Source organism: Streptomyces sp. NPDC051041, assembly GCF_044456065.1.
Lineage (GTDB): Bacteria > Actinomycetota > Actinomycetes > Streptomycetales > Streptomycetaceae > Streptomyces > Streptomyces glaucus.
Genome location: NZ_JBITFM010000004.1, coordinates 334,212 through 353,650, shown reverse-complemented (window position 1 = coordinate 353,650; position 19,439 = coordinate 334,212). Strand labels below are relative to the sequence as shown.

Genomic DNA, 19,439 nt, shown 5'->3' with positions numbered 1-19,439 from the left:
CCCACAGGCGTACGGGTGGATTACGAAGGCGTCACTCGGAACTGCGTGAAGGTCGCCGCGCCGGCGTGTCCCCGGCCGGCGGGCGCGAGGGCGAACAGGCCGAGCAGGGCGCCGACCCAGCGCCAGGGAGCGGCGGCGAAGACCTGGCCGGAGGGGCGGAACCCGTCCCCCGTGTCGGCGAGGAAGCGGCAGCGCGCGCCGGGGCCGATCTCGACGCGCAGCCGGGCCCGCCCCCCGGGCGCGAGCCGCGGATGACCGGCGTCCCGTTCCCGGTCCGCGACCGCCTCCGCGAACCGGTGCACCAGGTGCACCGTCCCGTCCGCGCCCCGCTGGAGCCCGATCCAGCTGTAGGCGTCCCCGAGCACCGCCAGCCCGGCCCGCGCGCCCGGCTCCTCGCTGTCCAGGCGCAGCTCCACCTCGGCGGCGGACGGGCTGCCGGGCAGCCGCTGGGTGAGCACGTTCGGCAGCAGGCGCAGGTCGTGCGCGTCCGGCGAGCGGACGCAGGTCAGCTTCAGCCCGTCCCCGGAGTGCTGCGTGGCCCAGCCGTCCCGGGGGTTGGCCGTCCACTGCCACTGGCGGCCGAACCGTCCGCCGGGGAAGTCGTCGTCGGTGGCGGGCGCGGCGGGCGGCTGCGGCGGCAGGCCGGGCCGCCGGTGCACGGTGACGGGGGCGCCGTCGTCCCCCATCACCGGCCAGCCGTCGTCGCCCCAGCGCATCGGCTGGAGGTGGACGACCCGGCCGTAGGCGCCGCGCTGCTGGAAGTGCAGGAACCAGTCCTCACCGGACGGCGTGCGCACCCAGCCGCCCTGGTGCGGCCCGTTGACGCCGGTGTCCTTCTGCTCCAGGACGACCCTCTCCTCGTACGGCCCGAAGAAGCCGCGCGAGCGGAAGGCCCCCTGCCAGCCGGTCTCCACTCCCCCGGCGGGCGCGAGGATCCAGAACCAGCCGTCGTGCCGGTAGAGCTTCGGGCCCTCCAGGGTGAACCAGCCGGGGATGCGGTCCGCGTCGACGATCACCTTGCCCTCGTCGAGCAGCGCGGTGCCGTCGGGGTGCATCCGGTGGCCGGTGAGGCGGTTCTTGATGCCCGAGCGGGACCTGGCCCAGGCGTGCACGAGGTAGGCCTCGCCGGTCTCCTCGTCCCACAGGGGGCACGGGTCGATCAGGCCCTTGCCCTCCTTCACCAGGTGCGGGCGGGTCCACGGGCCCCTGATCCCGGGGGCGTTGACCTGGAAGACGCCCTGGTCCGGGTCGCCCCAGAAGATCCAGAAGCGGTTGTCGTGGTACCTGAGCGACGGCGCCCACACCCCGCAGTCGTGGCGGGGCACGGCGAACCGGTCCTCCGGTTCCAGGCGTTCGAGGGCGTGGCCGACCAGCGTCCAGTTGACCAGGTCCCGGGAGTGCAGCAGCGGCAGGCCGGGGACGCGGCCGAAGCTGGAGGCGGTCAGGTAGAAGTCGTCGCCGACGCGGACGACGTCCGGGTCGGACCAGTCGGCGTCGAGGACCGGGTTGGTGTAGGTCGCGCCGGTCACGGGCTCACCGCCTTGCGCACCAGGGCCGCGGCCGCGTCCCGGTCCAGGCGGCCGTCGGCGACGACGGTGACGACGCGGCGGACGACCGTGTCGCCGGGCGCGACCGTCAGCCGCTCCTCGGAGGCCAGCGAGGAGCCCACGCCCGGGTACTCCTCGGCGCGCACGAACCACGGGTCCCGGCGGGTCCGTTCGGTGGCGCCGGCGAAGACCAGCGTCCAGGTGCGGCCGGCCAGGGCGAGCCAGTCGGCGCGGCGGCCGTGGACCCGCTCCTCGCCCTCGGCGTCGGCGGTGAAGACCGCCGGCGCCGCGTCCTCCTTGCGGGCCCGCCAGAAGAAACCGCCGTAGGCGGCGCCGGGGCGCCCGTTGGTGGCGGGGCTGCCGATCGACAGCGGCTCCGGCGTGACGTTGGTGAGGGAGAAGGTGAAGTCCAGCGCCCAGGCGGTGCCGGTGAGTTCGACTGCCGCGACCGTGCGGCGCTCGCGCAGCAGCTCGGCTCCGGCCGCGACCCAGCGCAGCTCCTCCACGAAGCCGTCCGGGTCGCGCAGCTGGAAGGCGACGTGCCGCTGGGCGCCGTGGTTGTCCAGCTCGGTCGGGCCCCGGCCGCGGACGAAGGTGCGCCCGCCCCAGAAGTTGTGCCCCTCGACGTCGGGAACGGCGACACCGACGCCGAGGTGGTGCAGGTGGTCGGCGGGGCCGAGCTCGGTGACCGCCGTGCCGGCCAGGGTGGTGACGGGGTGCAGATACGGGCGCGGGGAGAGCCGGTCGGGCAGCTCGGGCCGGGTGACGTAGCGGCCGACCGGGCGGCCCGCCACCCGCAGGACCGGGGAGTCGCTGCCGGTCATCGGGCGCTCACCTCCTTCGGCAGGTGCTCCGCGGCCGGCGCCCAGGGGGCGCCCAGCTCGGAGTAGAGGGACAGGGTGTCGGCGGCGGCCGCGACGAGCCCGTCGACGCCGGGCACGGCCCGGCGGTTCTCGGCGGGGATCCGGCGCCAGGCGGTGGGCGGCAGCGGGGCCGGGTCGGGGGCCCGCCGGATCGTCTCAACGACCTTCATGAAGGCGCCGGTCTCCTCCGGGGCGACGAGGAGGCCGGCTCCCCGGGTGAGGTGCGCGACGAGGTTCTCCAGCAGGTCGGTGCGGCCGTACTCGTACTCCTCCGGGCCGTGGCCGGCGCGCTGGAGCAGCACCCGGTCCTGCTTGTACCAGAAGGTGATCCGGCCGCGGCTGCCGTGCACCAGGACGTACGGCTCGCCGGCCCGCTCGGCGCACAGGGTCGCGGCGACGGTGACCCGGTGGCCCCGCCCGGTGGTGATCCGCACGCAGGAGGTGTCGTCGGACTCGATGTCGTTGGCGCGCAGCAGCTCGGTCTCGATGCCGGTGACGTCCTCGGCGCGGGTGGTGCCGCCGAGGGCGAGGGCGGTGGCGACGGCGTGCGCGAGCGGGTTGGTCAGCACGCCGTCGACCACGTCGGCGCCGTTCAGCCGCCGCCGGCCCGCCCAGGGCGCGCGCCGGAAGTACGCCTCGTCGCGCACCCAGGCGCCGGCCCCGCCGAGCCCGACGAGTTCGCCGATCGCGCCCTGGCCGATCAGCTCCCGGATCGCCGGCACGGCGTGCGAGCCCAGCGACTGGAAGCCGATCTGGCAGGCGACCCCCGCCTCGGCCACCCCGTCGGCCATGCGGCGGAACTCCGCGTAGGAGGGGGCGGGCGGCTTCTCCAGCAGGATGTGCACGCCCCGGCGGGCGGCGGCCAGCGCCAGGTCGGTGTGGGTGGGGATCGGCGTGCAGATCACGGCGACCTGCGCGCCGGTGGAGTCCAGGAGGGCGCCGAAGTCGGCGGACTGCTCGGGGAGGCGGCCGCCGAACTCCTCCTCGGTCAGCGGGGTCAGCTCGCAGATGCCCGCCAGCCGCACCAGGCCCTCGTCCTGGAGCCGGCGGATGTTGGCGACGTGCCAGCGGCCGTGGCCGCGGGCGCCCGCGAGGACGACGGACAGCGGTTCGTTCATGGCGTCCTCCCCGCGCCGCCCGGGTGGCAGGCGTGGCGGAACCGACACGGTGTCATCCCTTCACCGCCCCCGCGCTGAACCCGGTGATCAGCCACTTCTGGATGAAGGCGAACACGATCACCACCGGCACGGCCGCGATGATGCCGCCCGCGGCGAGGGCGCCGAGGTCGACGCTGTCCGCGCTCATCAGGGTGTTGAGGCCGACCGGGATGGTCTGCGTCTCCTGGTTGTTGAGGAACATCAGGGCGAACAGGAAGTGGTTCCAGGAGTGCACGAAGGCGAAGGAGCCGACGGCGATCAGACCGGGCCGCAGCAGCGGCAGCACGATCGTCCGGAAGGCGCGGAACCGGCCGCAGCCGTCGACCCAGGCGGCCTCCTCCAGCGAGTACGGCACGTTCTTGATGAAGTTGCTGATCAGGATCATCGACAGCGGCAGCTGGAAGACCGTCTCGGCGATGATGACACTGCCCAGGGAATTGATCATCCGCAGCTCGGCGAAGATCTCGAACAGCGGGACCAGCAGCAGCGCGCCCGGCACGAACTGGGAGCACAGCAGGGCGAGCATGAAGCCCCGCTTGATCCGGAAGTCGAACCGGGCCAGGGCGTAGCCGCCGGCCAGCGCGACGATCGTCGTCATCACCAGGGTGGCGACGCCGACGAGCACGCTGTTCTGGAAGTAGGTCCCGAACTGCCGCTCCGTCCACACCTTCTCGAAGTGCTCGAAGGTGACCGGCCAGGGCACCAGCGAGGTGGAGCCGGCCGGGCGCAGCGCGAACAGCAGGATCCAGTAGAAGGGGATGAGGGTGAAGACCAGGTAGACACCCAGCGGCAGGTAGATCTGCCAGCGGGGGACCTCGTCCCAGGCGGGGCTCCGCTTCGCCGGCCGGGGCGGTTCGGGGGCGGTGCGCACGGGGGCGGGCGCGGCCTGGGTGGCTTCCTTGACGCTCACTTCTCGCCTCCGAACTTGCTCAGCCGCAGGTAGACGATCGAGCAGAAGAGCAGGATCACGAACGCGACCGTGGTCAGGGCCGACGCGTAGCCGAAGTCGTGCGACTCGACGGACGTGTTGGCGATGTACAGGGGCAGCGTCGTGGTCTCGCCCGCGGGCCCGCCGCCGGTCAGGGTGTAGAGCAGGTCGACGTTGTTGAACTCCCACACCGCGCGCAGCAGCGTGGACAGGATGATCGCGTCCTTCAGGTGCGGCAGCGTGATGTGCCAGAACTGCTTCAGCCGGCTCGCCCCGTCGACCTCGGCGGCCTCGTACAGGTCCTTCGAGACGGACTGGAGGTCGGCGAGGATGAGGATGGCGAAGAAGGGCACGCCGCGCCACAGGTCGGCGACGATCGCCGCGGGGAACACGGTCGAGGTGTCCGACAGCCAGCTGGTGCCGTAGTCGCCGATGCCCAGGTCCGCGAGGTAGCGGGTGATGCCGGTCTGGGAGTTGTAGAGCAGCACCCAGATCGCGGAGGTCAGCACGCCGGAGACGGCCCACGGGGAGAACACCAGGGCGCGTCCCAGCGCCCGGCCCACGAAGGTCTGGTTGACGATGAGGGCCAGGGCGAGTCCGAACAGCAGTTGCAGCCCGACCTCGACGAAGACCCACTTGGCGCTGAAGACGAGGGTGTCCCAGAACTGCGGGTCCTCGGTGAAGATGCGGACGAAGTTGTCGAAGCCCGCGTAGCCGTTCCGCCACGGCTTGGTGGGGTTGTACTCCTGCAGGCTGTAGTAGAAGACGCTGATGACCGGGTAGGCGATGAAGCCCAGCATCAGCAGGGCCGCCGGGGCGATCAGCAGGTACGGCAGCCTGCGCGGCGTGGCGGAGGCACGGCGCCGCCGGGGTGGCGCGGGCGGTTTCGCCACGGCTGCGGCTTGGGCCATGACTGTTCTCCGTTCTCGTACGTCGTGCGGTCTCGTGCGCGTGCTTCTCGGGCCGGTGCCTCTTGCACTGGGGGAAGCGCTTTCTATGTGTGCAGCGTGCATCCGGGTGCGGTGCGGGAGGTCAGCCCGCGTACGGGTCCTGCACCGCGCCCGGCCGGGCCAGGAACTCGAAGTCGCAGCCGGTGTCGGCCTGGGTGATCTGGTCGTTGTAGAGCGCGCCGTAGCCCCGCTCGTACCGGACGGGCGGCGGCGTCCACTCGGCCCTGCGCCGCCGCAGCTCCTCGTCGTCCACGTTGAGCTGGAGGGTGCGGGCCTCGACGTCGAGGGTGATGCTGTCGCCGGTGCGGACCAGGGCGAGCGGTCCGCCGACGTACGACTCGGGGGCCACGTGCAGCACGCACGCGCCGTAGCTGGTGCCGCTCATCCGGGCGTCGGAGATCCGCACCATGTCCCGCACGCCCTGCTTGAGCAGGTGGTCGGGGATGGGCAGCATCCCGTACTCGGGCATGCCCGGTCCGCCCTTGGGCCCGGCGTTGCGCAGCACCAGCACGCTGTCGGCGGTGATGCCCAGCGACGGGTCGTTGATGGTCCGCTGCATCGCCTTGTAGTCGTCGAAGACGACCGCGGGGCCGGTGTGCTTGAGCAGGTGCGGCTCGGCGGCGATGTGCTTGATGACGGCGCCGTCCGGGCAGAGGTTGCCGCGCAGCACGGCGACCCCGCCCTCGCTCGCGACCGGGTTGTCCCGGGGCCGGATCACGTCGTCGTCGTACACCTGGGCGCCGGCGATCTGCTCGCGCAGGGTGTCGTGGGCGACGGTGGGCCGCTCCAGGTGCAGCAGGTCCGGGATCCGGGAGAGGAACCCGGGCAGGCCGCCCGCGAAGTGGAAGTCCTCCATCAGGTACGTCCGCCCGCCCGGCCGCACGTTGGCCAGCACCGGGACCGTGCGGGCGATCCGGTCGAAGTCGTCGAGCGTGAGCTTCACGCCCGCGCGGCCCGCCATGGCGATCAGGTGGATCACGGCGTTGGTGGAGCCGCCGAGGCCGAGCACGGTGGTGACCGCGTCCTCGAACGCCTCCCGGGTGAGGAGGTGGGAGAGCCGGCGGTCCTTGTGCACCAGCTCGACGGCGATCATGCCGGCCTTCGCGGCCATCCGGTCGTGCCCGGAGTCCACGGCCGGGATGCTGGAGGCGCCGGGGACCGTGACGCCGAGCGCCTCGGCCGCGGCGGTGAGCGTGGAGGCCGTGCCCATCGTCATGCAGTGCCCGGGCGAGCGGGCCAGGCCGCTCTCCAGCTCCTGCATCTCGCAGTCGCCGATCAGGCCGGCCCGGTGGTCGTCCCAGTACTTCCACATGTCGGTGCCGGAGCCGAGGACCTCGTTGCGCCAGTGGCCCGGCAGCATGGGCCCGGCGGGCACGAACACGGCCGGCAGGTCGGCGGAGGCGGCGCCCATCAGCAGGGCCGGGGTGGACTTGTCGCAGCCGCCCATCAGCACGGCCCCGTCGACGGGGTAGGACCGCAGCAGCTCCTCGGTCTCCATCGCGAGCAGGTTGCGGTAGAGCATCGGGGTCGGCTTCTGGAAGGTCTCGCTGAGGGTGGAGACGGGGAACTCCAGCGGGAAGCCGCCCGCCTGCCACACCCCGCGCTTGACGGCCTGCGCGCGGTCGCGCAGGTGGACGTGGCAGGGGTTGATGTCGGACCAGGTGTTGAGGATCGCGATGACGGGCTTGCCGAGGTGCTCCTCGGGCAGGTAGCCGAGCTGGCGGGTGCGGGCGCGGTGGCTGAAGGAGCGCAGGCCCGAGGAGACGCCGCTGCCGTACCACTGGTGGCTGCGCAGTTCCTCGGGGTTCTTCCTCGGCGTGTTCATATGGACCATCCGGCGGCGATGGCGGCGACCTCGGCGCGCTCGGGCTCGGGCAGCGGCTTGCTCGGCGGGCGGACCTCGCGGCGGCACAGCCCGAGCGAGGCCAGGGCCTCCTTGACGACGGTGACGTTGTTGGCGGAGCCGTCGGCGGCGCGCAGCTCCTCGAAGCGGCGGATCTGCTCCCAGACCTTCATGGCGGCCGGGTAGTCGCCCGACCGCAGCGCCTCGATCATGTTCCGCGAGACGGCCGGGGCGACGTTCACCAGTCCCGAGGTGAAGCCGGTGGCGCCCGCGGAGAAGTAGGAGGGGGCGTACGGCTCGGCGAGCCCGGCCACCCACACGAAGCGGTCCAGCCCGGCGTCGCGGGCGAAGGCGGCGAACCTGGCGGCGTCCGGCACGGCGTACTTCACGCCGATGACGTTGGGGCAGGCGTCGGCCAGTTCGGCCAGGAGGGCGCCGGTGAGCCGGTCGTTGCGGATGTAGGGGACGACCCCCAGCTCGGGCACCGCCTCCGCGACCGCGCGGTGGTAGTCGACCCAGCCGGCCGGGGAGACGTACGGGTGGACGGGCTGGTGCACCATCACCATCTGCGCGCCGAGCTCACGGGCGTGCCGGGCGGAGGCGACGGCGGTGGGCACGTCGTGTCCCACGCCGACCAGGACGGCGGCCCGGTCGCCCGCCTCGTCGATCGTCAGTTCGGTGACCAGGCGGCGCTCCTCGGGGGTGAGGGCGTAGAACTCGCCGGTGTTGCCGTTGGGGGTGAGGGTGGTGATGCCGCCGTCGAGCAGCCGGCGCAGCAGGGTCCGGTAGGTGTCCCGGTCGACGGAGCCGTCCTCGGCGAACGGGGTCACCGGGATCGCCACCACGTCGGCCAGGGCCGCCCGCTGGGTCTCGAACGTCGTTGTCATGCCTGACCGTCCTCTCCCTGGGCCTCGGTCTCCGCTTCCGGGAAGGCCCGCTCGACGAACGACGCGATGTGCGCGTGGAGGGCGCCGGCCGCGCCGTCCGCGTCCCCGGCGAGGGCCAGCCGCAGGATCTCCCGGTGCTCGCTGGCCTCCCGCTCCCAGGAGGGTTCGGCGGCCCAGGCGACCGCGGAGACGAGGGCCGCCTGGTCGCGGACCTGGTCGAGCATCCGGCCGAGCAGCGGGTTGCCGCACGGCAGGTACAGGGCGCGGTGGAACTCGCGGTTGGCCAGCGACCGTTCGGCGGTGTCGGCGGCCTGGTCGGCGCGGGTCAGCGCGTCCCGGGCGGCCTCCAGGGAGGCCCCGCGGCGCACGGCCCGCCTGAGCGCCTCGGGCTCCAGCAGCAGCCGCACGTCGTAGACCTCGCGCGCCATGTCCGCGTCCACCATGCGCACCGTGACGCCCTTGTACTGGCTCATCATGACCAGTCCGGTGCCGGCCAGCGTCTTGAGCGCCTCGCGCACCGGGGTCTTGGAGACTCCGAACTGCGCGGCGAGCTCGGTCTCGACCAGAGCCTGGCCCGGCGTCAACTGCCCGGTGAGGATGCGGCGTTTGATCTCCTCCAGCACGAACTGCGTGCGGGAGGGGATCGGCGTGGGCACAGAGGTCATGCGCGCCTCTCGGATCTCGCGTATCGCGTCTCATATATGACGTACGAAGTACGACGCGTTGAAGGTAGGAGCGCCCCTGTGTTTCGTCAATGCTTCTGACAGAGGAAGTTGAGGTTGCCGAGAGGGCGAGGGGGGCCGGGCCGGGCCGGCGGAAACGGGCCCGGAAACCGGGCCCGTACGGGAAAGCGCAGGCCAAACGCCCGGACGCGTCGCACACGGGGTCCGCGGCCCGCGTGCGGCGCGCCCGGGCCGGGAGAGGGCGCCGGGCGGCGGGACGAATCCCCCGCGAGGAGGCCGGGACCGGCATTCGGCCCGGAACGCGCGAAGCGGGCCGGAGCGGGGCGTGTCCGGCGCCCCGCTCGACGTCGGGACACGGGCCGGGCGCACCGGTACGGCCCCTGGCCGAGCCCCGGTCGGCGCCGGGCGCGTCCGGCCCGGATCACGGCCGCCGGGGGCCGCCGCCCGGGCCGGGAGGGCGTGCCGGGCGGGACGGGGCGCCGGGGCCGCGGACGCCGCCGCCCCGGCGCGGGTCTCGCGGCGGGTCAGAGCCCCGCGAGCGCCGAGCGCACCGCCGCCAGGTCGGCGTCCGAGGCCAGTCCGGCGTGGTACAGCCGCAGTTCGGTGGCGCCGAGGTCCCGGGCGGCCGCGGCGTCGGCCGCGAGCGTGCCGGGGCTGCCGCCCATGCCGGAGACGACGGTGAGGTTGGCGGCGAGGACGGCGCCCGCGCGGCCCTGCTCCGCGAACGGGGCGAGCAGGCCGGGGCCGCCCGTGCAGGGCACCACCACCCCGTCCGTCACGGACAGGATGTGCGCGGGGTCGACGCCGGCGTTGGCACCGCAGTGGTACGACACCGGGTCGGCGTGCAGCAGCACCTGGAAGCCGTCCGGCGCGGCGGCGCGGACCGCCGCGACCGCCGCCTCCTGGAGCGTGCGGGCGGTTTCGTCCCGCCACGCGCGGGTGGCGTCCGCCGTCGTCTCGCCGAGCAGCTTCGCCACGCCCGCCCAGCCCCCGTCCGAGGGCGCCCCCCGCCACACCGGCTCCAGCGCGGTCCGTACCGCGTCCGCCAGTTCGTCGGCGTCCAGGCCCTTGGCGCCGTAGCCCGCCCGGCAGTCCGGGCAGAAGCACAGCGACATCAGGTACTGGCCGGCGTCCCCGAGGCCGACCCCGCCGGTCTTGTCGTGGGCGTGCAGGTGGGCGAGCCCGTACCAGCCGAGGGACTCCAGTTCCGTGCCGCGCGCCCCGGGCCGCACCGCGGCCTCGGCGGCCAGGTCGGTGAGGTACGCGCGGGTGGCGGGCCGGGCGATGCACGGCGCCCACGGGTAGCGGTCCCCGTAGGCGTTGACGACCGAGGTCTCGGGGTGTTCGGCGCCCAGCCGGGAGTTGTGCGCGAGCACCACCCAGGTGTGCACCTCCAGGCCCGCGTCCGCGAGCGCGGCGGCGGCCTCGCCGTAGGCGTCGCCGGGCGCCCAGTCGCCCGCCTCGTACGGGCGCAGCTCCCGGCCCTCCCAGCGGCCGTCCGGCGGGTAGAGCACGGCGGCGTGCTCGGCGGTGACCACGCGGTGGCGCGGGTGGCGCGGGGTGAGGGCGCGGGTGGAGTGGTAGGCGGCGGCGAGGGTCACCTGCCGCACGCCGGTTCCCGCGATGAACTCCGCGGCCCGCGGGTCCCCGTTGACGTCCCAGGGGTAGACGAATGCCGACGCCTTCACATGTCCTCCTCGAGCAGCGCGTCACCGCGTTCGATCAGCCGGGCGAGCTGCTCGACATGATCCTCGGTCGGTTCGTGCAGCGGCGGCCGCACCTCCCCCACGTCGAGCCCGCGCAGCCGGACTCCGGCCTTGACCAGGGCGACGGCGTATCCGCGGCCCTGGGCGCGCAGTTCGGCGAACGGCCGGTAGAAGCCGTCCAGCAGGCGGTGCGCGGTGGCCTCGTCGCCGGTGTTCAGGGCGCGGTGGAAGGCCAGGGCGAGGTCGGGGGCGAAGCAGAAGACGGCGGAGGAGTAGAGCGTGATGCCGATGCCGCGGTAGGCGAGCTGGGTCTGCTCGGCGGTCGGCAGCCCGTTGAAGTACAGGAAGTCGCCCGGGGCCTCGGTGCGCACGGCGCTCACGATGCGCTGCATGAGGTCCAGGTCGCCCAGTCCGTCCTTGAGCCCGATGATCCCGTCCGTGCGGGCCAGGCCGACGACGGTCCGGGGGGTGAACACGGCGTTGTCGCGCTGGTAGACGATCACCGGCAGCGAGGTCGCGGCGGCCACCTCCCGGTAGTGCCGCAGCAGCCCCTCCTGCCCGGCGAGCACGAGGTAGGGCGGCAGGGCGAGCAGCCCGTCCGCGCCGGCCGCCTCGGCGAGCCGCGCGTAGCGCACCGCGAGCGCGGTCCCGTACCCGGCGCCCGCGACCACCGGCACCCGGCCCTCGGCGGCCTCCACGGCCGCCCGGACGCACCGCTCGAACTCCTCGGGGGTCAGCGCGTGGAACTCCCCGGTGCCGCAGCACGCGAAGACCGCGGCGGCTCCCGCCTCGACCCCGCGGCGCACATGGGCGCGGTAGGCGTCGAGGTCGAGCGCGCCGTCGGGACCGTACGCCGTGACGGGGAAGAACAGCGGCCCGCTGGGGACGGTGAGTCGAGCGGCGAGAGGGGCTGTCGTCACGGGCTCTCCCATTTCTATATGTATGATCAGTGTCTACATTTCTGAACGATGTCACGCTAAAGGGCCTCCCGGAAGGCGGTCAAGCGCCCCCATCCGCGACGCACCTGCGAATTCCCCGCCCGACGGGCCCCTTGACGGGCGACGCCCTCGCTCCTTAGCGTGTCCACGCATATGAATGCCGTACGCACATATGTACGGCTGTTGATTCGAGGAGACCCGAGGATGCCCGCTCCCCGCACCGTCCTGCTCACCGGCGCCGCCGGCGGCCTCGGCACCCTGATGCGGGACCTGCTGCCCGCGTACGGCTACCGGCTGCGCCTGCTGGACCTGCGCCCGGTCGAGGGCGAGCCGGACGCGATCACCGCCGACCTCGCCGACCGGGAGGCCGTCCGCGAGGCCGTGCGCGGCGTCGACGCGATCATCCACCTCGCGGGCATCTCCCTGGAAGCCCCCTTCGAGAAGATCCTCAAATCGAACATCGAGGGCACCTACCACGTCTACGAGGCCGCCCGCGAGGAGGGGGTCAAGCGCATCGTCTTCGCCTCCTCCAACCACGCCGTCGGCTACACCCCGCGCCCCCGGGGCGACGACCCCCTCGTCCCGATCGACACCCCGCGCCGCCCGGACACCTTCTACGGCCTGTCCAAGTCCTTCGGCGAGGACCTCGCCCAGCTCTACTGGGACAAGCACGGCCTGGAGACCGTCTCGGTGCGCATCGGCTCCTGCTTCCCCGAGCCGACCAGCGTGCGCATGCTCTCGGTGTGGATGAGCCCCGCCGACGGCGCCCGCCTCTTCCACGCCGCGCTGACCGCCGAGAACGTCGGGCACACCGTCGTCTACGGCTCCTCCGCCAACACCCGGCTGTGGTGGGACCTGTCCACCGCGCGGGCGCTCGGCTACGAACCGCAGGACGACTCCGAGCCGTACGCCGAGAAGCTCATCGCCGAACAGGGCGAGCTGGACCCGGAGAACGAGGCGCACGCCCGCATCGGCGGCCACTTCGTCACCGACCCGCCGATCTGGCCGTACTGACGCCGGTCCGCACGGCGGAAAACCGACCCCCGCGGGGGGGGGGGGGGGGGGGGCCCCCCCCCCCCCCCCCCCCCCCCCCCCCCCCCCCCCGGCGCCCCCCCCCCCCCCCCCCCGCCGGGGGGGCCGCCCCCCGGCGGCCCCCCGGGGCCCCCCCCCCCCCCCGGGGGGGGGGGGGGGCCCCCCCCGGCCCCCCCCCGCCGCCGCATTCGGGCACCGCCGCTGCCCGGTCCCACGCCCCGGTCGGCGGTGACGCAGGTACGCGCCGGGCGCACGCCGCGCCGAACGGGCGCAAACGGGCATCATCGAACCCGCAACAGACCTGGTCAGCGCCGCCTCCCCGCTGTAGAACTTCCCCCGAGGGCCCCACCGGGCCCGAACGGGCAGGCCGGCGACGAGGCAGGTGGAGGCCATGGGCACGAGAACGGCGGAAGAGCGCCAGCGGGAGATCGTGCGGGTGGCGCGCGCCACCGGCTCGGTCGACGTCACCGCGCTCGCCGCCCGGCTGGGCGTGGCCAAGGAGACCGTCCGGCGGGATCTGCGCGCCCTGGAGGACCACGGCCTGGTCCGCCGCACCCACGGCGGGGCCTACCCCGTGGAGAGCGCCGGGTTCGAGACGACGCTCGCCTTCCGCGCCACCAGCCACGTCCCCGAGAAGCGCCGGATCGCCGCCGCCGCGGCCGAGCTGCTCGGGGACGCCGAGACGGTCTTCGTCGACGAGGGCTTCACCCCGCAGCTCATCGCCGAGGCGCTGCCCCGGGACCGGCCGCTGACCGTGGTCACCGCGTCCCTGCCGGTCGCGGGCGCCCTGGCCGGGGCGGAGCACGCCACCGTGCTGCTGCTCGGCGGCCGGGTCCGCTCCGGCACCCTCGCCACCGTCGACCACTGGACGACGCGGATGCTGGCCGGCTTCGTCCTCGACCTGGCCTACATCGGCGCCAACGGCGTCTCCCGCGAACACGGCCTGACCACCCCCGACCCGGCGGTCGGCGAGGTCAAGGCCCAGGCGATCCGGGCCGCGCGCCGCACGGTGTTCGCGGGCGTGCACACCAAGTTCGGGGCGGTCAGCTTCTGCCGGTTCGCCGAGGTCGGCGCCCTGGAGGCGATCGTCACCAGCACCCTGCTCCCGGCGTCCGAGGCCCACCGCTACTCCCTGCTGGGGCCCCAGGTCATCCGGGTCTGACCGCCCGGCGCGCCGCCGGGCGCCCCCCGCGCCCGCCCCGCCTTCCGGGCGCGGCACCCGAACCCCCCGCACGTCCCCCGGGGGCACCGCACGCCCAGCGGCGCCCCTTATCCCCCCATACATCCAGTTCTCCCCTACGTCCAGGAGCGATCCATGCGAACCCAGAGCCGACGGCGGCCAGCGCGAGCCATGCTCGCCACGGCCGCCGCAGGGACGCTGCTCGCCCCGCTGCTCTCCGGCTGCTGGGTCGGGGCGGGCGGGGCCGGATCGGGCGGCGACGCCATCAACGTCCTGATGGTCAACAACCCCCAGATGGTGACGCTGCAGAAGCTCACCGCCGCCCACTTCACCGAAGAGACCGGCATCGAGGTCAACTTCACGGTCCTGCCCGAGAACGACGTCCGCGACAAGATCAGCCAGGACTTCGCCAACCAGGCCGGCCAGTACGACGTCGCCACCCTGTCCAACTACGAGGTACCGATCTACGCCCGCAACGGCTGGCTGCACGAGATGGACTCCTACGTCGCCCGGGACCCGGCGTACGACGAGCAGGACGTGCTGAAGCCGATGCGCCAGTCGCTCACCGGCGACGACGGCAAGCTCTACGGCCAGCCCTTCTACGGCGAGTCGTCCTTCCTGATGTACCGCAAGGACGTGTTCGCGAAGAAGGGGCTCACCATGCCCGCGCGCCCCACCTGGCGGCAGGTGGCCGACCTCGCCGCGAAGGCCGACGGCGCCGAGCCCGGCATGAAGGGCATCTGCCTGCGCGGGCTGCCCGGCTGGGGCGAGGTGATGGCGCCGCTGACGACGGTGGTGAACACCTTCGGCGGCACCTGGTTCGACCAGGACTGGAAGGCGCGGCTGGACTCCCCGGAGTTCGAGAAGGCGACGAAGTTCTACGTCGACCTGGTCCGGAAGCACGGCGAGTCGGGAGCGGCCCAGTCCGGTTTCGCCGAGTGCCTGAACAACATGACCCAGGGCAAGGTCGCCATGTGGTACGACGCCACCTCCGCCGCCGGCTCCCTGGAGTCGGCCGGCTCCCCCGTCAAGGGAAAGATCGGCTACGCCCCCGCCCCCGTGGAGAGGACCGGGTCCTCCGGCTGGCTCTACACCTGGGCCTGGGGCATCCAGAAGGCGTCCCGCAACGCGGACAAGGCGTGGAAGTTCGTCTCCTGGGCGTCCGGCAAGGAGTACGAGCAGCTCGTCGGCGACCGGATCGGCTGGTCCGACGTCCCGGCCGGCAAGCGCGCCTCGACGTACGCGAACCCCGCCTACCGCGCGGAGGCCGCCGCCTTCCAGGAGATGACGAAACGGGCCATCGAGGGCGCCCGCCCGACCGACCCGGGGGTGCAGCCGCGGCCCGCGCCCGGCATCCAGTTCGTCGGCATCCCCGAGTTCACCGACCTCGGCACCAAGGTCTCCCGGGAGATCAGCGCGGCCATCGCCGGACGCCAGTCCGTCGAGTCGGCCCTGAGGAAGTCCCAGCAGCTCGCCGAGAAGATCTCCGAGGAGTACGAGGGACGATGACCGCCACGACCACGGCCCCCGTGGCCGCACCCGAGATCCGCGCCGCGGGACACCGGCCCTCCGCCCGGCTGCGCGCCTGGGCCACCCGGGCCCCGCTGCTCCCCGCCCTGATCTTCATGATCGTCGTCACCCAGCTGCCGTTCGTGGCCACGCTGGTGATCTCCTTCTTCGACTGGAACGCCCTCTACCCAAAGGCCCGGCGCTTCGCCGGCCTCGACAACTACCGCCAGGTGCTGACCGATCCGGACCTGCGCCACTCGGTGGGGACGACCGTGCTGCTGACCGCGGCGGTGGTCCTGGCCAGCCTGGCGCTCGGCCTGCTCCTCGCCCTGCTCCTGGACCGCAGGTTCCGCGGGCGGGGCGTCGTCCGCACACTGCTGATCGCCCCGTTCCTCGTCGTTCCCGTGGCGGCGGCGCTGCTGTGGAAGCACGTCCTGTACAACCCCGAGTACGGCCTGCTCAACGGCCTGCTGCACTACGTCGGCGGCCCGCAGCCCGACTGGGTCTCCAGCACCCCGCTGCTCGCCGTCGAGGCCGCGCTGGTGTGGCAGTGGACGCCGTTCATGATGCTGATCCTGCTGGCCGGACTGCAGAGCCGGGACCAGCAGCAGATCGAGGCCGCCCGGGTCGACGGGGCGAGCGACTGGCAGATCTTCCGCCATCTGACGCTGCCGCACCTGCGCCGCTACCTCGAACTCGGCGCCCTGCTGGGCTCGATCTACATCGTCCAGAACTTCGACGCGGTCTTCACGATCACGTCCGGCGGCCTGGGCACCGCCAACCTCCCCTACACCGTGTACCAGACCTTCTACCAGGCCCACGAGAACGGCCTCGCCTCGGCCGCGGGCGTCCTGGTGGTCATCGGCTCGATCGTCATCGCCACCTTCGCGCTGCGCGTGGTGTCGTCCCTGTTCCGCGAGGAGGTCTCCCGCGCATGAGCACCATCGCCGTACGGCGCGCCCGCCGCAAGGGCGCCGGGCTGGGCCTGGCGGCCTGGCTGGCCGGCGTCGTCTTCTTCCTGCCCGTCGCGTGGATGGCGCTGACCTCCTTCCACTCGGAGGAGGACGCCGCCACCAACCCGCCGTCCTTCACCGCCGCGCTGACCCTGGACGGCTACCGCGAGTTCTTCGGCGCCGACGGCGGCGCGAGCCCCTGGCCGGCGCTGGTCAACTCGGCGGTGGCGTCGGTGGCGTCGACGCTGCTCGTCCTGCTCCTCGCGCTGCCCGCGGCGTACGCGCTGTCGATCCGCCCGGTGCGGAAGTGGACGGACGTCCTGTTCTTCTTCCTGTCGACGAAGATGCTGCCGGCCGTCGCCGGCCTGCTGCCGGTCTACCTGTTCGCCAAGAACGCCGGCCTGCTGGACAACATCTGGCTGCTGGTCGTGCTGTACACCTCCATGAACCTGCCGATCGCGGTGTGGATGATGCAGTCGTTCCTCGCCGAGGTGCCGGTGGCGGTGATCGAGGCGGCCCGGGTGGACGGCGCGCGCCTGCCGACGGTCCTGGCCCGGGTGGTCGCCCCGATCGCCCTGCCCGGCATCGCCGCGACGGCGCTGATCTGCTTCATCTTCAGCTGGAACGAACTGCTCTTCGCACGGGTGCTGACCGGCGTGGTCGCCGAGACCGCCCCCGTGTTCCTGACCGGCTTCATCACCAGCCAGGGCCTGTTCCTGGCGAAGGTGTGCGCCGCGTCGCTCGTCATCTCCCTGCCGGTGCTCGCCGCGGGGTTCGCCGCCCAGGACAAACTGGTCCAGGGCCTGTCGTTGGGAGCCGTGAAATGAAGGCCGCCGTCATCGAGTCCGTGGGCCGGGCCGTCGTCACCGAGGTCCCGGACCCGACGCCCGGGCCGCGGGACGTCGTCGTCGAGGTCGCGGCCTGCGGGCTGTGCGGTACGGACCTGCACATCCTGCAGGGGGAGTTCGCGCCGAAGCTGCCGATCGTGCCGGGCCACGAGTTCGCGGGCGAGGTGGTCGGGACCGGCAGCCAGGTCACCGAACTCGCGGTCGGCGACCGGGTGGCGGTGGACCCGTCCCTGTACTGCCACGAGTGCCGCTACTGCCGCACCGGCCACAACAACCTGTGCGAGCGCTGGGCGGCGATCGGGGTGACGACGGCGGGCGGCGCGGCCCGGTACGCGGTGGCGCCGGTGGCGAACTGCGTGAAGCTGCCCGAGCACGTCCGCACCGAGGACGCGGCGCTGGTGGAACCCCTGTCGTGCGCGGTGCGGGGGTACGACATCCTGTCCTCCCGGCTCGGGGCGCACGTCCTGATCTACGGCTCGGGCACGATGGGCCTGATGATGCTGGAACTGGCCAAGCGGACGGGCGCGGCGAGCGTGGACGTGGTCGACGTGAACCCGGCGCGGCTGGAGACGGCCCGGCGGCTCGGGGTCTCGGCCGGCGCCACCAGCGCCGACGAACTGGACCGGCCGCAGGGCTGGGACGTCGTCGTCGACGCGACGGGCAACGCGGCGGCGATCCAGGACGGCCTGGACCGGGTGGCCAAGGCGGGCACGTTCCTGCAGTTCGGGGTCGCCGACTACGCGACGCGGGTGACGATCGACCCGTACCGGATCTACAACCAGGAGATCACCATCACGGGTTCGATGGCCGTGCTGCACAGCTTCGAGCGCGCCGCCGAGCTGTTCGCGAACGGGGTGCTGGACCCGGAGGTCTTCATCAGCGACCGCATCCCGCTGGACCGCTACCCCGAGGCGCTGGACCAGTTCGCGGCGGGCGTGGGCCGCAAGATCGTGGTGGTCCCGCAGGGCTGACCGCCTCCGCCGCCGGGCGGGGCGGGACGGGCCGGGCCGTACGGTCCCGGCCCGCCTCCGCCCCCGCGGCCGCACCGCCCCGCGGTTCCGCCGCGGGGCGCATCCGAGCGGCACCCTGCGCACCGCCCGCGCGCCCGGCGCCGAGCCGGTCGGGCACCTGGTAAGGGAACGGTAAAACGGCCCCGCTCGTTCACCGGTCATGACAGCTATGACCCCCGGCTCGAACATCCCTCTCTCCGCCGCGCGCGTGACGGTGGACGTCGCCGCTCCGGTGCGGCTCGACGTATCGGGCCTGCTGCTCACCGCCGACGGCAAGGTGCGCTCCGACGACGACTTCATCTTCTACAACCAGCCCGCCGGCCCGGGTGTGACCTACCGCCCCGGCGGCGGCGCCGCCCCCGACGCGATCACCGTGGACACCACGGCCGTCCCCCCGGGCATCGAGAAGATCGTCGTCACCGCCAGTCCCGACGCCCCGGGCCAGACCTTCCAGGGCATCGAACCGACGGCCACGATCCGCAACGCGGACGACGACTCGGTGCTGGCCACCTTCACGCCCCCGCGGCTCGGCAGCGAGACGGCCCTGGTGGTCGTGGAGATCTACCTGCGGGGCGGCCAGTGGAAGGCCCGCGCGGTCGGCCAGGGGTACGCCGACGGCCTCGCCGGCATCGCCACCGACTTCGGCGTCACGGTCGAGGAGCCGGCCGCCGCGCCCCAGCCGGCCGCCGCGCCCCGGCCGGTCACCCCGCCGCCGGCCGCGACGCGGCCGCCGGTGACTCCGCCGGCCCCGGCCGCCCCCGCCTCGGCCGCGCCCGCCGCACCCGCGCCCGGCGCCGGGAAGATCAACCTGGACAAGGGCCGGGTCAGCCTCCAGAAGAACCAGACGGTCTCCCTCGTCAAGGGCGGCCGTCCCGTCCTGTCCCAGGTCAAGATGGGCCTCGGCTGGGAGCCCGCGTACCGCGGCAGGGACATCGACCTGGACGCCTCGGTCATCGCCTACGGACCGCAGCGCAACCACATCGACAGCTGCTACTTCGGCAAGCTGCAGATCGTGGGCGGCGCCATCCGGCACTCCGGCGACAACCTCACCGGCGAGGGCGGCGGCGACGACGAGGTGATCACCGTCGACCTCGGCCGGCTCCCGCAGGAGGTCACCGGCCTGGTCTTCACCGTCAACTCCTTCTCCGGCCAGAAGTTCACCGAGGTCGCCAAGGCCTACTGCCGTCTGCTGGACGGCGCGACCGGCGAGGAACTGGTCCGCTTCGACCTCACCAGCGCCGAACCGCAGACGGGCGTGATGATGGCCAAGCTGATCCGCCAGTTCTCCGGCGAGTGGGAGATGACCGCCATGGGCGACTTCGTCAAGTCCCGCACGGTACGGGGAATGGTGAAGCCGGCCGCCCAGGCCCTGTAACGGCCCGTACGGCTCCGGGGGCGCCCCTGG

17 protein-coding genes are annotated in these 19,439 nt (G+C 73.4%); 7 read left to right on the top strand and 10 right to left on the bottom strand.

The features are described from left to right. Nucleotides 1-20 precede the first annotated feature (20 nt). The 10 genes from ACIBAI_RS10235 to ACIBAI_RS10190 form a co-directional block, all read right to left on the bottom strand. Nucleotides 21-1,529 carry a family 43 glycosylhydrolase gene (locus ACIBAI_RS10235; protein ID WP_399032746.1) on the bottom strand — a complete coding sequence of 503 codons (1,509 nt, stop codon included), beginning with the start codon at nucleotides 1,527-1,529 and terminating at the stop codon, nucleotides 21-23. Beyond that, entirely contained in the window at nucleotides 1,526-2,371 is an 846-nt protein-coding gene (locus ACIBAI_RS10230) for a PmoA family protein (RefSeq protein ID WP_399032744.1), read from the bottom strand. Before ACIBAI_RS10230 ends, ACIBAI_RS10235 begins: the two co-directional genes overlap by 4 nt. Beyond that, nucleotides 2,368-3,528 (bottom strand): Gfo/Idh/MocA family protein, encoded by a 1,161-nt coding sequence (locus ACIBAI_RS10225; RefSeq protein ID WP_399032742.1) that lies wholly within the window; start codon nucleotides 3,526-3,528, stop codon nucleotides 2,368-2,370. Before ACIBAI_RS10225 ends, ACIBAI_RS10230 begins: the two co-directional genes overlap by 4 nt. Nucleotides 3,529-3,580: 52 nt before the next feature. Then, nucleotides 3,581-4,477, bottom strand: a complete 897-nt coding sequence (locus ACIBAI_RS10220; RefSeq protein WP_399032741.1) for a carbohydrate ABC transporter permease — start codon at nucleotides 4,475-4,477, stop codon at nucleotides 3,581-3,583. Beyond that, complete coding sequence (locus ACIBAI_RS10215) at nucleotides 4,474-5,406, bottom strand: carbohydrate ABC transporter permease (protein ID WP_399032739.1); 933 nt, start codon at nucleotides 5,404-5,406, stop codon at nucleotides 4,474-4,476. Before ACIBAI_RS10215 ends, ACIBAI_RS10220 begins: the two co-directional genes overlap by 4 nt. 121 nt (nucleotides 5,407-5,527) lie before the next feature. Beyond that, nucleotides 5,528-7,270 (bottom strand): L-arabinonate dehydratase, encoded by a 1,743-nt coding sequence (gene araD, locus ACIBAI_RS10210; protein ID WP_399032737.1) that lies wholly within the window; start codon nucleotides 7,268-7,270, stop codon nucleotides 5,528-5,530. After that, on the bottom strand, nucleotides 7,267-8,175 hold the full coding sequence (locus tag ACIBAI_RS10205; RefSeq protein WP_399032735.1) for a dihydrodipicolinate synthase family protein: 909 nt from the start codon (nucleotides 8,173-8,175) through the stop codon (nucleotides 7,267-7,269). The genes araD and ACIBAI_RS10205 overlap by 4 nt, the downstream gene beginning before the upstream one ends. Beyond that, nucleotides 8,172-8,840: a GntR family transcriptional regulator gene (locus ACIBAI_RS10200; RefSeq protein WP_344607943.1), complete on the bottom strand. Its 669-nt coding sequence runs from the start codon at nucleotides 8,838-8,840 to the stop codon at nucleotides 8,172-8,174. The genes ACIBAI_RS10205 and ACIBAI_RS10200 overlap by 4 nt, the downstream gene beginning before the upstream one ends. A gap of 542 nt (nucleotides 8,841-9,382) precedes the next feature. Further along, complete coding sequence (locus ACIBAI_RS10195; RefSeq protein WP_399032732.1) at nucleotides 9,383-10,546, bottom strand: hypothetical protein; 1,164 nt, start codon at nucleotides 10,544-10,546, stop codon at nucleotides 9,383-9,385. Then, entirely contained in the window at nucleotides 10,543-11,484 is a 942-nt protein-coding gene (locus ACIBAI_RS10190) for a 5-dehydro-4-deoxyglucarate dehydratase (protein ID WP_399032730.1), read from the bottom strand. Before ACIBAI_RS10190 ends, ACIBAI_RS10195 begins: the two co-directional genes overlap by 4 nt. A 222-nt stretch (nucleotides 11,485-11,706) precedes the next feature. Between ACIBAI_RS10190 and ACIBAI_RS10185 the strand changes: the two genes are divergently transcribed. The 7 genes from ACIBAI_RS10185 (at nucleotide 11,707) to ACIBAI_RS10155 (ending at nucleotide 19,409) form a co-directional block, all read left to right on the top strand. Beyond that, nucleotides 11,707-12,516 (top strand): NAD(P)-dependent oxidoreductase, encoded by an 810-nt coding sequence (locus ACIBAI_RS10185; RefSeq protein WP_344607949.1) that lies wholly within the window; start codon nucleotides 11,707-11,709, stop codon nucleotides 12,514-12,516. Nucleotides 12,517-12,925: 409 nt separating this feature from the next. Continuing rightward, entirely contained in the window at nucleotides 12,926-13,696 is a 771-nt protein-coding gene (locus tag ACIBAI_RS10180) for a DeoR/GlpR family DNA-binding transcription regulator (RefSeq protein WP_399032727.1), read from the top strand. A gap of 153 nt (nucleotides 13,697-13,849) precedes the next feature. Next, nucleotides 13,850-15,223: an ABC transporter substrate-binding protein gene (locus tag ACIBAI_RS10175; RefSeq protein WP_399032725.1), complete on the top strand. Its 1,374-nt coding sequence runs from the start codon at nucleotides 13,850-13,852 to the stop codon at nucleotides 15,221-15,223. Continuing rightward, complete coding sequence (locus ACIBAI_RS10170) at nucleotides 15,220-16,161, top strand: carbohydrate ABC transporter permease (protein WP_399032723.1); 942 nt, start codon at nucleotides 15,220-15,222, stop codon at nucleotides 16,159-16,161. Before ACIBAI_RS10175 ends, ACIBAI_RS10170 begins: the two co-directional genes overlap by 4 nt. Then, nucleotides 16,158-17,003, top strand: coding sequence for a carbohydrate ABC transporter permease (locus ACIBAI_RS10165; RefSeq protein WP_399032721.1), 846 nt, complete (start codon nucleotides 16,158-16,160; stop codon nucleotides 17,001-17,003). Before ACIBAI_RS10170 ends, ACIBAI_RS10165 begins: the two co-directional genes overlap by 4 nt. Further along, entirely contained in the window at nucleotides 17,000-17,995 is a 996-nt protein-coding gene (locus ACIBAI_RS10160; protein ID WP_399032719.1) for a zinc-dependent alcohol dehydrogenase family protein, read from the top strand. The genes ACIBAI_RS10165 and ACIBAI_RS10160 overlap by 4 nt, the downstream gene beginning before the upstream one ends. Before the next feature lie 208 nt (nucleotides 17,996-18,203). Beyond that, nucleotides 18,204-19,409, top strand: a complete 1,206-nt coding sequence (locus tag ACIBAI_RS10155; protein ID WP_399032899.1) for a TerD family protein — start codon at nucleotides 18,204-18,206, stop codon at nucleotides 19,407-19,409. Nucleotides 19,410-19,439: the final 30 nt, after the last annotated feature.

What these genes read in the sequence shown, in the direction of transcription:
- ACIBAI_RS10230 (WP_399032744.1), bottom strand. Translation starts at nt 2,371, where the DNA reads ATGACCGGCAGCGACTCCCCGGTCCTGCGGGTGGCGGGCCGCCCGGTC.
- ACIBAI_RS10225 (WP_399032742.1), bottom strand. Translation starts at nt 3,528, where the DNA reads ATGAACGAACCGCTGTCCGTCGTCCTCGCGGGCGCCCGCGGCCACGGC.
- ACIBAI_RS10215 (WP_399032739.1), bottom strand. Translation starts at nt 5,406, where the DNA reads ATGGCCCAAGCCGCAGCCGTGGCGAAACCGCCCGCGCCACCCCGGCGG.
- araD (WP_399032737.1), bottom strand. Translation starts at nt 7,270, where the DNA reads ATGAACACGCCGAGGAAGAACCCCGAGGAACTGCGCAGCCACCAGTGG.
- ACIBAI_RS10205 (WP_399032735.1), bottom strand. Translation starts at nt 8,175, where the DNA reads ATGACAACGACGTTCGAGACCCAGCGGGCGGCCCTGGCCGACGTGGTG.
- ACIBAI_RS10200 (WP_344607943.1), bottom strand. Translation starts at nt 8,840, where the DNA reads ATGACCTCTGTGCCCACGCCGATCCCCTCCCGCACGCAGTTCGTGCTG.
- ACIBAI_RS10185 (WP_344607949.1), top strand. Translation starts at nt 11,707, where the DNA reads ATGCCCGCTCCCCGCACCGTCCTGCTCACCGGCGCCGCCGGCGGCCTC.
- ACIBAI_RS10180 (WP_399032727.1), top strand. Translation starts at nt 12,926, where the DNA reads ATGGGCACGAGAACGGCGGAAGAGCGCCAGCGGGAGATCGTGCGGGTG.
- ACIBAI_RS10175 (WP_399032725.1), top strand. Translation starts at nt 13,850, where the DNA reads ATGCGAACCCAGAGCCGACGGCGGCCAGCGCGAGCCATGCTCGCCACG.
- ACIBAI_RS10170 (WP_399032723.1), top strand. Translation starts at nt 15,220, where the DNA reads ATGACCGCCACGACCACGGCCCCCGTGGCCGCACCCGAGATCCGCGCC.
- ACIBAI_RS10165 (WP_399032721.1), top strand. Translation starts at nt 16,158, where the DNA reads ATGAGCACCATCGCCGTACGGCGCGCCCGCCGCAAGGGCGCCGGGCTG.
- ACIBAI_RS10160 (WP_399032719.1), top strand. Translation starts at nt 17,000, where the DNA reads ATGAAGGCCGCCGTCATCGAGTCCGTGGGCCGGGCCGTCGTCACCGAG.
- ACIBAI_RS10155 (WP_399032899.1), top strand. Translation starts at nt 18,204, where the DNA reads ATGACCCCCGGCTCGAACATCCCTCTCTCCGCCGCGCGCGTGACGGTG.